The organism is Vibrio hibernica, from assembly GCF_015223435.1.
Taxonomy (GTDB): domain Bacteria; phylum Pseudomonadota; class Gammaproteobacteria; order Enterobacterales; family Vibrionaceae; genus Vibrio; species Vibrio hibernica.
In genome coordinates this window covers 1-14,067 of record NZ_VHKO01000054.1, presented here as the reverse complement: position 1 = coordinate 14,067, position 14,067 = coordinate 1, and the positions used below count along the sequence as shown (strand labels likewise).

Annotated in this window: 9 protein-coding genes; all 9 read left to right on the top strand. The window is 41.1% G+C overall.

Annotated elements, in window-relative coordinates:
- Positions 1-2,807, top strand: a 2,807-nt coding sequence (locus FH976_RS13580; protein WP_324187438.1) for a DUF6701 domain-containing protein, incomplete at its 5' end; no start/stop codon positions are given.
- 184 nt (positions 2,808-2,991) lie between these two features.
- Positions 2,992-4,035, top strand: a complete 1,044-nt coding sequence (locus FH976_RS13575; RefSeq protein ID WP_194091378.1) for a rod shape-determining protein — start codon at positions 2,992-2,994, stop codon at positions 4,033-4,035.
- Positions 4,036-4,068: 33 nt separating this feature from the next.
- Positions 4,069-4,950: a rod shape-determining protein MreC gene (mreC, locus tag FH976_RS13570; RefSeq protein WP_194091377.1), complete on the top strand. Its 882-nt coding sequence runs from the start codon at positions 4,069-4,071 to the stop codon at positions 4,948-4,950.
- On the top strand, positions 4,940-5,428 hold the full coding sequence (mreD, locus tag FH976_RS13565) for a rod shape-determining protein MreD (RefSeq protein WP_194091376.1): 489 nt from the start codon (positions 4,940-4,942) through the stop codon (positions 5,426-5,428). Before mreC ends, mreD begins: the two co-directional genes overlap by 11 nt.
- 124 nt (positions 5,429-5,552) lie before the next feature.
- Positions 5,553-6,131, top strand: a complete 579-nt coding sequence (locus tag FH976_RS13560; protein WP_194091375.1) for a Maf family protein — start codon at positions 5,553-5,555, stop codon at positions 6,129-6,131.
- Between the two features lie 16 nt (positions 6,132-6,147).
- On the top strand, positions 6,148-7,626 hold the full coding sequence (gene rng, locus FH976_RS13555; RefSeq protein ID WP_194091374.1) for a ribonuclease G: 1,479 nt from the start codon (positions 6,148-6,150) through the stop codon (positions 7,624-7,626).
- 13 nt (positions 7,627-7,639) lie between these two features.
- On the top strand, positions 7,640-11,548 hold the full coding sequence (locus FH976_RS13550) for a YhdP family protein (protein WP_194091373.1): 3,909 nt from the start codon (positions 7,640-7,642) through the stop codon (positions 11,546-11,548).
- Positions 11,549-11,736: 188 nt separating this feature from the next.
- Positions 11,737-12,558 (top strand): carbon-nitrogen hydrolase family protein, encoded by an 822-nt coding sequence (locus FH976_RS13545; RefSeq protein ID WP_194091372.1) that lies wholly within the window; start codon positions 11,737-11,739, stop codon positions 12,556-12,558.
- 10 nt (positions 12,559-12,568) lie between these two features.
- A complete protein-coding gene (tldD, locus tag FH976_RS13540; RefSeq protein WP_194091371.1) occupies positions 12,569-14,014 on the top strand; it encodes a metalloprotease TldD in 1,446 nt (481 codons plus the stop codon).
- Positions 14,015-14,067: the final 53 nt, after the last annotated feature.

Here is a 14,067-nt window from a genome sequence, read left to right as displayed (position 1 = left end):
AAACCTGCGTAGCTGATCCTAGTTTATTAATTGATGAACCAGCGATTGTTCTTACTCACTTTGGGACTCAAGATTTTAAGCCTGGATGGGCTCCATCAATAGATGTGCCTGCCGGGAATTATAATGAGATGACGTTAAATTCTACAACTTTTAATTTTACTGGTTCAGAGTACCATATTAAAAAACTAATTATTAATAGTGGTGCTACAGCCAACTTTACTAATAAAACTTTATTGATTGTTAATGAAGCTGAGTTTGGTGGAGGCATTACCGTCAATGTGAAAGGAAATAGTGCTGGAAATCTAATCGTTTGGGCTGAGGGTTCGGGCGCTAAAATTACAGTTAGATTGAGTAGTACTCTAAATGCAGCACTATTTAGTCGAAGTTCAGTTTCTGTTTCAGGGAATGCAAGTGTGCTTGGTTCCATCACCACACATGATTTAAAATTAGAAGGAAGCGCCAGCTCTACTTATTCCGGTGACGTTTGTCCAATCGATCCAAATGCAAATTACTCTTTAGATGTCACCCCAAATAACCAATTTGCATTATTGTGCCAAGCCCCTAAAGTCACTTATACCGTTTATAATGAAGATGGCACTATTGCTACCGATTATAACGGAACTATTACAGCAATCTACAGCACAGGTTTAACACCATTAGATCCTACGGTTGGCAATAAAAATAGCAATTATGTCTATACACCTAACAATGGGGTTGTGACGGTTCCGGTGAGAGCTGACACCATTCAAGAGTACAGTGTAAGTGCTGAATTAACGGGCGATTCAAGCGCAACTTATTCAGGTGATATTTTATTCGGACCTTACAAGTTTGATGTTGAACAAGTAAAAGCGGTGGCAGGTCACCCCACTCAATTTAGTGTGCAAGTATTGGCTTGTAAGGACGATAAAGTCACACCAGTAAAAGGGTATAGTGGTGATAAGGATCTCACAGTATCTAACATTAACCTTACCAAGCCTACCACTGCGCAAGGCGCTCAAGATGGCGGTTTACAGGTGAGTGATAGAGAAAATGGAAATTATAGTTCAACGGCAATTAAACTTAATTTTAGTGAAGATGCGAAATCTTCCGCTTACTTAAAATACGCTGAGTCAGGTTCACTGACTTTTATGCTGACCGATCCAAAATTTGTGTGCCCTGCTGATTACGATGGATGCGATATTACCCCTAATGGTGATGGAACAGACGGCGGAGATGGCACGGATTCAGATAGTGTTAGTACACTGCAAGGTTTAGTTAATGTCGATGTTCGCCCTTGGACATTCGCTATTTGCAAGCCTAAAGATGAATACGGCAACGCTTATGATGCAACTGGGAACTCCGATGAGGGTGAAAAATTCATTCCAGCAGGTGAAGCATTTTCATTACAAATCAAGCCTATTGTTTGGAAAGCTGGAGATCCCGATCCTACTACGGTGAAAGATATTGGAAAAATCCAATCGCCAGATGAATACTGTAATAACGATCCGACGTCTAATTTCTTTGTGCCTGGTGCTTTTGCATGGACTGTTGTTCTTGACGGTAAATTAGAAACGCCTGAGGAAGGTAATTCTGATATTACGTTGGAATCTTTGTCGAGTTTAAATCGTTTAAATACAGAAAAAGTTCAGGGTGATTACTTTCTTTATGATGATTTAAGTTGGCAAGAGGTAGGCAGCCTTAATATCAGTGTTGATAATACTCCTGAGTATTTAGGTATGGAAATTAATCACAACTATCGTGAAGTTGGCCGTTTCTACCCACACCACTTTAAGCTTGAAAATGATAACCAATGGAATTATGCCACTGGCCACAATGGTTTCGCGTATATGAATCAACCCATAGAAGTGAATTACACAGTTAAAGCTAAAAATGCAATGGATAGCGATACTGAAAATTATGGTTATTTTTCAGATAAGCTTTTAGCCTCTTTTACTATTGAAGGAATAAAAAGAGAAAGGATATTTGGTTCGATGGTTGATGGTGATAGTTTGAATGAGCGTATTTTGGGAGGGAGTCAAAGTTTAAAAAATTGGAATAAAGCAATTTATGAATTTAGAGTCAGTGATTTTATGTTCAAAAAATTTGATGTGAATAATTCTCCTTATATCACGAAGCCTGACGGTCCTTATAGCATTGAAAATTCGACCTTTGGTGTCGTGGTTGACACATTAGATCCAACTTACCTTAATAACGACAATGTGAATTTTGATAAAAACTTTGTTGATACCAGCACTTTTAAGACTAACCATGGATTGGATGGGCTTGGTGTCGCATTTAATACTCAACCCGACTTCCGATATGGTCGCATGGCATTAGACAGTGTCAGTGGCCCTATTGGAGGCCCAATTAGTGTGCCATTACGATCTGAATATTGGGATGGGAGTAGCTTTATTACTAATCCTGATGATAGCGGCAGCCAGCTCATACCGAGCGTTTATTATGTCATGAGTAATCTTCAGGATAGTTCGGCGAAATTTTCCGATGTCGGTACTAGTAAAGTTACAAATGGTAAGTCTAGTGTGCTTAAGGCCGAAAAAAGTACCCATGAGCGGGAAACCGTTCGTCTCTTTTTACGTCAAGGTAATGACTCGACAGGTTATAAAAATAGTCCCAAACCTGCCGATGATCCTGATTTAAATGCAACAATTAAAGGTTGGATTAATCTCGAGGATATTGGTCAACCTTGGCTGCAATTTAACTGGCGAAACTTAGGGGATGAAGATCCATCAACTGTTGTGATTTTTGGGGCTTATCGCGGAAATGATCGTATCATTTATCGTGGTGAGCCGAATTTGACGGCCAATTGATCTTAGTACTAAATAGCGACGATTAACCAAGCAATATAAAAATAAACTCTTGCTTGGGTTAACTTTCTGTAAGAATGCACACTATTCTTAGGTGGTTGGTGGTTATTGCTTGCCGACAGTGCTAGGCATTGGTACATTTAGCACAATTTTATTTTTGTCAATTGCTCTTAGGATAACGAAGAATATGTTTAAGAAACTTCGTGGTATGTTTTCAAATGATCTTTCTATTGATCTAGGTACTGCTAACACTCTCATTTATGTTAAAGGTCAAGGCATTGTTCTTGATGAACCGTCAGTGGTTGCGATTCGTCAAGATCGCAACGGAACGACAAAAACCGTTGCAGCCGTTGGTCATGAAGCCAAGTTAATGTTAGGTCGTACACCTGGAAATATCTCAGCTATTCGTCCAATGAAAGATGGTGTAATTGCAGATTTTTATGTAACTGAAAAAATGTTGCAGCACTTTATTAAGCAAGTGCACGACAACAGTGTATTAAAACCAAGCCCACGCGTTTTAGTTTGTGTTCCTTGTGGTTCTACCCAAGTTGAGCGTCGTGCTATTCGTGAGTCTGCATTAGGTGCGGGCGCACGTGAGGTTTTCCTAATTGATGAGCCAATGGCCGCAGCAATTGGAGCTGGTCTTCGTGTTTCTGAGCCAACCGGTTCTATGGTTGTTGATATTGGTGGTGGTACAACAGAAGTCGCCGTTATTTCTTTAAATGGTGTGGTGTATTCATCGTCTGTTCGTATTGGTGGTGACCGTTTTGATGAAGCGATTATCAACTATGTTCGTCGTAACTACGGCAGCTTAATTGGTGAAGCCACTGCAGAAAAAATTAAGCATGAAATTGGTTCGGGTTATCCTGGTGATGAAGTGCTTGAAATGGAAGTTCGTGGTCGTAACCTTGCTGAAGGTGTTCCGCGTAGTTTTACACTCAATTCCAATGAAATTTTAGAAGCATTACAAGAACCTCTTTCTGGCATCGTTTCTGCTGTTATGGTGGCATTAGAGCAATGTCCGCCTGAATTGGCTTCAGATATTTCAGAGAATGGTATCGTGTTAACCGGTGGTGGCGCGTTACTGAAAGATATCGATCGTTTATTAACGGAAGAAACGGGGATCCCAGTTGTGGTTGCCGATGAGCCATTAACTTGTGTTGCTCTTGGTGGCGGTAAAGCACTAGAAATGATTGATATGCATGGCGGTGACCTGTTCAGTGACGAATAATTTCCTTACTGTTCGAAATGACGGTTAGCCTGTATGAAACTGATTTTTGGTCGTGGTCCTTCCTTACAATTACGATTGTTCTTCGCTCTCGTTATATCAGCCGGCTTAATGCTGGCTGATAGTCGTTTAGATACGTTTTCAAATGTCCGGTATTTACTCAATAGTACTGTTGCACCTTTGCAATATGCTGCCAATTTACCTCGTAGCATGTTTGATAGAATGTATGAACGTTTTAATAGCCTTAAAACCTTGGTTGATAATAACAACGCCTTGAAAAATGAAGTATTAGGTTTAAAAGGTGATTTATTACTATTAAAGCAATATCAAGAAGAAAATAATCGGTTACGCCAGCTATTAGGTTCTCCTTATGTTCGTGATGAAAAGAAAATTGTCACAGAAGTGATGGCGGTAGATTCTTCTCCTTATACGCATCAAGTTGTCGTGAATAAAGGCCGAAGTGATGGTGTTTATGAAGGGCAACCTGTTATTAATGAGAAAGGAATTGTCGGCCAAGTCGTTAATGTCTCCGCCCATAACAGTCGGGTATTACTGCTGACCGATAGTAATAGCTCTATTCCAGTTCAAGTGCTGAGAAACGATATTCGTATTATTTCAAGTGGGAATGGGGATATAGACTCTATTCAATTAGAACATGTACCAACCAGTACTGATATTCAAACCGGCGATCTATTGGTGTCTTCTGGTCTTGGTGGTCGTTATCCTGAAGGTTACCCTGTCGGTTATGTCACCAGTGTAAAGAATGATAATCGTCGTCCTTTTGCTCAAATTACCGCTAAGCCTGTCGTTGAATTTGATCGACTACGTTATTTACTTTTAGTATGGCCTGATCAAGGTCGCCAAAAGCAAGCACAAGCTATTTTACAGTCAGAGCAGGTGGTCGGCGATGCGCAATAATATTTTTCGTAGCAAGATAATTATTTGGGCGACACTTTTTATTGCTTTGATCCTACAAGCGGTTCCTTGGCCCGGGCCTTTGGAAGTATTACGCCCAAATTGGATCATTTTAATTACGTGCTATTGGATTTTAGCATTACCACACCGTGTTAATGTTGGCTCGGCTTTAGTTGTTGGCTTGATATGGGATTTGGTAATAGGTTCAACGCTAGGCATACATGGTTTAGTTATGTCTATTGTGGCCTATATTGTGGCTCTCAATTTTCAAATGCTCAGAAATATGGCTTTATGGCAGCAAGCCGTGATCATCGGTTTACTGAGTGTTTTAGCTAAGTTTATCGAATTTTTTGGTGAGTTTTTAATAAAAGACATACAGTTTAACCCTCATTACTTATGGGGTGGGATGATTAACTGTATTCTATGGCCGTGGATATTCTTGCTGTTAAGACGTTTTCGTCGTCATTGGTATATGCGTTAATAGCCGATTCAAGCTTTAGGGCGTTTCTCTTGGGAATCTAAAAGCAAAAATGTCTTGCTTCTAGTTTGTTTGGATCTCTCTCATTAGTTGTTTGGCGCTTTCTTTTTCTCCATTAAGGCTTTTTATGTCTTCTTCATTTTTACTTGCCTCAGGTTCTCCTCGTCGTAAAGAGTTACTGACCCTATTGGGTTATCAGTTTGATATTATTATTTCCAATATTGAAGAGCAGCAAAATACAGGCGAATTACCACAAGACTATGTGGCGCGTTTATCTCGCGAGAAAGCCCAAGCTGGGTTAGTGTTGGCGAAAGAGATATCTCCTCATTTATCTTTACCTGTATTAGGTGCAGATACCATCGTTGTGATAGGACATCGAGTATTAGAAAAGCCAGTTGACTACAATGATAGTAAGAATATGTTACAGCAACTTTCTGGCGGAAAACATCAAGTGATGACTTCTGTGACGGTTGCTGATCATAACCGATTTAAAACAACAACCGTGGTTACTGATGTTTGGTTCAAGGTTTTGACTGAATCAGAAATACAAGCCTACTGGCAGAGTGGCGAGCCTTGTGACAAAGCGGGCAGTTATGGCATTCAGGGAATTGGTGGTCGCTTTGTCTCCCGTATTGAAGGTAGCTACCACGCAGTAATGGGCCTGCCTTTAGTGGAAACGGATTTGTTGTTAACCGATTTTTTATAAGAATTATGAGGCTCCTATGAGTGCAAAAAGTGCAGAGCTATTAATTAATGTCACTCCAAGTGAAACTCGTGTCGCCATGATCGAAGCTGGAATTTTACAAGAAGTTCATATTGAGCGTGAAGCTCGCCGCGGTATTGTCGGTAATATTTATAAAGGCAAAGTCAGTCGTGTATTGCCGGGTATGCAAGCCGCTTTTATCGATATAGGTTTAGATAAAGCGGCATTTTTACATGCCTCGGATATTGTTCCGCATACCGAATGTGTTTCGGAGAATGAAAAAAAACAATTCCAAGTCCGTGATATTTCAGAGTTGGTGCGTCAAGGGCAAGATATTGTTGTTCAAGTCGTTAAAGATCCACTTGGAACAAAAGGTGCTCGTTTAACGACCGATATTACGCTTCCATCGCGCTATCTTGTTTTTATGCCAGGCGCGGCTCATGTGGGGGTTTCACAGCGTATTGATGATGAAGCGGAGCGTGATCGTCTAAAGGAAATAGTACTGCCTTATTGTGATGATAATGGTGGTTTTATTATTCGTACTGCTGCCGAAGCGGCTGATAGTCGTGAGCTGGCTCAAGATGCTGCTTTCTTAAAACGTTTGTGGAGTAAAATCTCTGAACGTCGTGGCAAGTATAAAACCAAAACCATGTTGTATGGCGAGCTTGGACTTGCACCACGTATTTTACGTGACTTTGTTGGAACGGAAATTTCTCGTGTGCAAGTCGACTCTCGTCTGGCCTTTGAAACCTTGAAAGAGTTTACTTCTGAATTTGTACCAGAGCTTACGGAACGCTTAGAGCTGTACTCTGGAGCCAAACCTATTTTTGATATGTTCGATGCTGAAAATGAGATCCAACGATCATTAGATAGAAAAGTTGAGCTTAAATCGGGTGGGTATTTGATTATCGATCAAACGGAAGCGATGACAACCGTTGATATTAATACGGGCGCTTTTGTAGGGCGTCGTAATCTAGAAGAAACCATTTTTAATACCAATGTGGAAGCAACTCAAGCCATTGCACGTCAACTTAGGTTACGTAATTTAGGCGGTATCATCATCATTGATTTTATCGATATGATGGAAGAAGAGCACCGTCGTCGAGTCATTCAATCTTTAGAGCTTGCACTGGCTAACGATCGGGTAAAAACCAACATTAATGGTTTTACTCAGCTGGGTTTAATTGAAATGACTCGCAAAAGAACACGCGAAAGTATTGAACACGTTTTATGTGGCGGTTGCCCTACATGCAAAGGGCGAGGAACGGTAAAAACAGTCGAAACGGTATGCTTTGAAATATTGCGCGAAATCACTCGTGTTAATCGTGCTTATGATGCCGATAATTTTGTCGTATATGCAGCTCCTGCGGTAGCCGAAACGTTGCAAGGTGATGAGTCTCATGCATTAGCTGAGCTAGAAGTCTTTATTGGTAAACAAGTCAAAATTCAGATTGAGCCTTTGTATGTACAAGAGCAATTTGATGTAGTTATGATGTAATGTGGAGTAAGCGGTGACCTTTGCCACACGCCTTTGGCGTTCTTTATTATGGTTCATTTTAACGGGTGCAGTGCTTGTGGCGATTCTTGTCACCGCTTTGCGCCTTTTTTTACCCAATCTCAATCAATATCGCGGAGAGATTGAATCTGAGATTTTTAACGCCACTGGTGTTCAAGTTAATGTGGGTAATATTAAAGGGTATTGGACCAATATCACGCCCTCTTTGGCTCTTAAAAATGTACAAGTGGTTTTGCCTAACGAGCAAGTGCCAATTGTAACGATAGGCCGTACAGACTTAGAGCTGGATTTGTTTTCCTCTTTCATCCATTGGCAGCCGAAACTTGACCGCGTGACGATTCAAGGCCTGCAAGCGGATGTGAGTCGTTGGCCTTTAATTCCAGATAAAGATAATCAAAAGATCAATTCAAAAGAAGATAACCCTGAGTTATTCAATAACCTTCAAACCTTATTTTTAAAACAATTAGGATCTTTTTCAGTTTTAGATTCATCCATTACTTATTTAGCGCTAAGTGGAGAAGTGCGCCAATTAGATATTGATAGGCTTCGCTGGCAAAACCAAGGTGCTGACCATAAAGCCGAAGGTGTATTAAGTATCGCCGGTGTTAACTTGAACAAAGTGTCGGTGATCGCCAATTTTACTGAGCAAGGCAATTTACGCTATCTGGATGGGGATTTTTTTCTATCGGCGCAAAATGTTCCTATTACGCCATGGATGACCGATTACTTGAAAAGTTCGACCACGATTCATTCTGGTCGAGTCAGTGTGAATACTTGGCTGAGCTTAAAGCAAGGGAAGCCAACGGATGCTTTGATGGAGCTACAATCATCTCGTTTGTTGTGGGGCGAAAAAGAAGATAAGCATGAATTACTCATAAATCGTGGTGTGGTTAAGCTAAAACCTATCGATGAAGGTTGGTTGGTTCAAGGTCAAAAATTTGAGATGCAAACCGATGGGCAGTCATGGGTAGCACCACAATTTTCATTTAATTGGCAACCAGAGACATTCGCACTTAATGCCTCTCAATTAGAATTGGACAAAGTCACGCCTTTTATTAGTTTGTTGTCTTCTCAAAAAGAAACAAATGAATTACTCGCTAAGTTGCAACCTTCAGGAATATTAAGTGATATCCGCGTTGATATTCCGCGTAATCAGAAAAATATAACTTATTCAGCCGCACTGACTGATGGAAGTATCAAGCAGTGGGATCTGCTTCCTGCTGTACATAAATTATCAGCCAAAATCAGCGGTAATAAAAATATAGCGTCGATTAAAACCAGCTTAAAAGATGATGAACTTCCTTATGGTGATGTTTTTCAAGCCCCTTTACGCATTCAAGACAGTGAAGTGAATTTGGTGTGGCAAGGCGGCGATGATGGTTGGAAACTATGGGCTGATAAAGTTGAAGTGACGACCCCTGATTTACATGCATTGGGCGCTTTTAGCTTAGAGTTTCCTAAAGATAAGTCTGCTTTCCTTTCTTTTTATGCTGAGGTAGATGTCGTTAATGCAGGGGAAACCTGGCGTTATTTGCCTACGCTTGCTCTTGGACATGATCTGACCAATTACCTATCCACTGCGATTCAAGGTGGTACGGCTAAAACCGCTAAACTCATTTGGTACGGCCCGTTAAGCTCGTTTCCTTATCATCAACATGATGGTGTATTCCAAGTTAAAGTTGGTTTACAAGATGCGAAATTTAGTTTTGATACGGCTTGGCCAACCATAACAGATATGCAACTCGATCTACTGTTTGAGAATGATGCTATGTATTTAGAATCTGATTCAGCGAAGTTGATGGGAGTTCAAGCGCAACATATCAGTGGTAAAATTCCAAGTTTAGATCCCGATGGCCATATTGAAATCACGGCGAAAGCAAAAGCTGATGGTAAAGATGTTCGTAATTATATGATGGCGACACCTTTAGTTGATTCGGTTGGTGCAACGTTGTCGGCGGTTCAGATCGATGGCCCAGTAAGCTCAACCTTTAAGCTTAATATTCCTTTTAATGGCGATAAAGCACGAGCGTGGGGGTATGCAGATTTATCGAATAATCCTATTGCCGTACAAAGCCCTCCAATTGAATTGACCAATGCGACAGGAAGAATTGATTTTGATAATGATGTAGTAAAATCAAAAGGTATCAAAGCAAACTTGCTTGAACAGCCTATCTCATTGGATTTTACGGGACAAAATAAAGGCAAAGGTTATGGGGTGGATATCGATGTGTTAGGAGAAACCAGCCTAACTCGTTTACAAAAAGCGATTCCTTCCCCTTGGTTGGAACCGCTGAAAGGCTCTGCGCCATGGAATTTAAATCTAAACCTGAATTTCAATGACGTCGGTTTTACTTATCAAATTGATAGCCAAGCTGATCTTGAATATATATCGAGTAGTTACCCTGATCCACTTGGTAAGGGACTAGGATTAAAAGGCAAGGCTCGTTTACAAGCCGCGGGTAATCAAGAACGTGTCTCCGCAAGATTAACCCTGCCAACAGTGAAATACCAAGCGGATATCGATATTAGTAAATCCACCCCAGTGATTCAGGCAAGTAATGTCATTGTTGGTAAGGGCGATTTTAAAGTGAGTCCAATTGGGGGATATTATTTTTCAATCAATCAAGCTAAATTCGATGCCGATAGTTGGATAGATTTTTTGATGGATGGCGATCATCAGATTGCACTTGAACCTATCGATAAGTCGGTAGCTAAACCTCAAGCCGTGGTATTAGCAGAATCATCTACTGAGACCGATCTTAATTTTCCAGTTTTACCTATGCCAGAAAATGTGGATGTTAATACAAAAAACCTAAAACTTGCTGGGCTGGATTGGCATAAAGTTAACTTCTCTGCGGTACATACCACTAATAATTGGCAGATGAAAGTTCAAAGCAGTGAGGCGGTTGGAACGGCAAACTTCCGTAATAAAAAAGAGCTTACCATTGATTTAGCCAGCGCACATATTTTTGTTCCGCAGTGGGAGGAATCGGAGAAAAAAACGCTCATCAGCGATTTGAAGAAAGATGAACCATTAATTAGCGCTTTTGATCGTCAATTTCATCAATCTATGCCGAACCTTAATCTAAAAATTAATGATCTGTGGCTACAAGGCTATAAGGTCGGTACGGTTGATATGCAGTTATATCATGATAAATATAAGCTAGTGTGGCGAAAACTGGATTTGAAAACCGGTTCTAATCACTTACAAGCGAATGGCTGGTGGTTATTAGCGGGTGATAAAAGTCATTCCGATTTCACGCTAAATTTAACTGGGGAAAATAATTCAGAAGTGATGGCGCGTTTTGGTATTAGCTCGGGTGTGCAAAAGGCATCATTTAAAATTGAGAGTAATACCAGTTGGGATGGTGCGCCTTGGTCGATGAAAACCGATACACTACAAGGTGATTTGTCTAGTGAGTTTAAAGATGGCGTTATCACGGATGTGAATGGCGCAGCACGTTTATTAGGTCTCTTTAGTCTTGATTCGATTATTCGTAAGATGAAGCTGGACTTTACGGGTGTTTTCGATGATGGGATGGCGTTCAGCTCGATTAAAGGCACCGGAAAAATGAATAAAGGTGTGTTTGTTACCAATGATCTCGAAATGGATGGTTCGGCGGGGGATATGAAACTGCGTGGAACCGCCGACCTAAATACTCGTTTAGTTGATGCAGAAGTGACCTTTTACCCTGATTTAACCTCTAGTATTCCCATTGTGGCGGCATTTGCGGTCACACCACAAGCGGCTTTGGCAGTCTTTGCCCTAACTAAGGTGTTATCTCCGGTTGTCGATGTATTTACTAAAGTGCAATATGAAGTGAAAGGCCCTTTAGATGCACCGAACGTGAAAGAGATTTCTCGTAGTAAAGGGGAATATAAGCTTAATGAAGATAAGAAATAATGCAAGGCGGCACGCTATCATATTGTTAACTTGCTGAAGGGTTTAACGTGGCAGCTATTTAATATGACAAGCTATATAACGTGAAAAGCTATTTAAAACGTGACAAAGCAATTGACGGATCAATCTTAGCCAAACGCTTTTTGTAAACATCAAGTTGTTGCTTTAAGTTGGCGACATAAGGATAGAAGATGGCAAAAGTAGGGATCATTCAAATGACATCAGGATCGGATCCTGATGTTAATTTAAAAGCTATCGAAACTGAAATCAAGCACTTGTATAAACAACAAGTGGCTTGGGCGGTTGTACCTGAAAATGCCTTGGTGTTTGGTAGCAAAGAAGATTATGTCAAGATAGCAGAGCCATTAAATAATGGTCCGGTTCAGGCCCAATTAGCTCAACTGGCGAAGCAATATCAAATGTGGTTAGTGGTAGGCTCATTTCCGATTAAAGATGGGAACCAAGTTAAAGCAACTTGTTTGGTGTTTTCATCGTGCGGAAGCTTATACGCGGATTACGATAAATTGCATTTGTTTGATGTGGATGTTTCTGATGCCCATCAGCATTACCGAGAATCAGAGACTTTCTCTGCTGGTAATCGAGTCGTCGTTGCCCAAACTCCGTTTGCTAACCTCGGTTTATCTATCTGTTATGATTTGCGCTTTCCCGCATTATTTTCCCAATTAAGGCAACAAGGTGCTCAAGTGATTGTTGTGCCAGCGGCATTCACCAAGCCGACCGGGCAAGCTCATTGGGAAGTATTATTACGAGCCAGAGCGATTGAAACACAATGTTGGATCGTGGCAGCTGGGCAAACTGGTGTTCATCCTTGCGGACGAGAAACGTGGGGACATTCCATGGTGGTTGATCCGTGGGGAAATATTGTGGCAAGTTTGTCCGAGACAGCTGGGCACTTAATCGCTAACATTGATACTAAATTAAATGAAGATATTCGATCTCGAATGCCGGTTATACAGCACACTCGATTCGACGGTCATCTGATTACTAAATAATAGAGCACTTATGACACTAAATACGGTAGAACAAGCATTACTTGCACCCACAGGTCTAACAGAAAGTGATATTCAAAAGACGTTAGAAAGCATAGCCACTCGCCAGATTGATTATGCGGATGTGTACTTTCAATCGAGTTGGCATGAATCTTTGATATTAGAAGATAGCATTATTAAAGACGGCTCATTTAATATTGACCGTGGCGTGGGCATTCGTGCTATTTCGGGTGAAAAAACCGGTTTTGCTTATTCAGATCAAATTGATCTTAATGGATTAACGCAAAGTGCGATTGCGGCTCGAGGTATTGCTCAACAAGGCCAAAATGCCAAGGTTAAGGCGTTTACTAAATCTGCTACTCCTCAAACCTACCAAGCGATCAATCCATTAGAAAGTTTAGATAAGCAGAAAAAAATTAATTTGTTAAAAGAGATTGATGCCTATATTCGTAGTAAAGAGCCATTAGTTCAGGAAGTCTCGGTCAGTATCAGTGGCGAATACGATCAAATATTAGTTGCAGCAACCGATGGTACTTATGCAGGTGATGTGCGTCCATTGGTGCGCTTATCTGTCAGTGTATTAGTTCAACGTGGTGATAAACGTGAACGTGGCAGTGCGGGTGGCGGTGGTCGTTATGGTTATCAAGCTTTCTTACAGCAAGATGGGGATAAAACCGTCGCATTGCATTTTGCTGATGAAGCTATTCGTCAAGCATTAGTCAATCTAGATGCCGATGAAGCACCTGCTGGCACCATGCCAATTGTATTGGGAGCAGGTTGGCCGGGCGTATTATTGCACGAAGCGGTTGGGCATGGTTTAGAAGGTGACTTTAACCGTAAAGAGTCTTCCGTATTTTCTGGGAAATTGGGCCAAAAGGTTACCTCTGATCTGTGCACTATCGTTGATGATGGCACACTGAAAGATTTACGCGGTTCGCTCAATATTGATGATGAAGGCGTGCCGGGGCAATACAATACTCTAATTGAAAATGGCGTACTAAAAGGCTATATGCAAGATAAGCATAATGCTGGCTTGATGGGCGTTGCGCCAACGGGCAATGGTCGTCGTGAGTCTTATGCGCATTTACCTATGCCACGTATGACCAATACTTATATGTTGCCGGGCGAGCATACACCAGAAGAAATTATCTCAACTATTAAAAAGGGCTTATATGCGCCAAACTTTGGTGGTGGGCAGGTGGATATTACTTCTGGCAAGTTTGTCTTTTCTGCATCAGAAGCGTATTTAATTGAAGATGGCAAAATCACGCGCCCAGTCAAAGGGGCGACTTTAGTGGGGTCTGGTATTGAAGCCATGCAGCAAGTGTCTATGGTGGGTAATGACTTGGCGATAGATAAAGGTGTTGGCGTGTGTGGTAAGGCAGGACAAAGCCTTCCTGTGGGTGTTGGTCAGCCTACATTGAAGTTGAATGCTATTACGGTAGGCGGGACGCAGTAAGCGAACCGTTTCCCCTGAGCTATTGTTAACAATGATAACCCTATAAAGAAAAC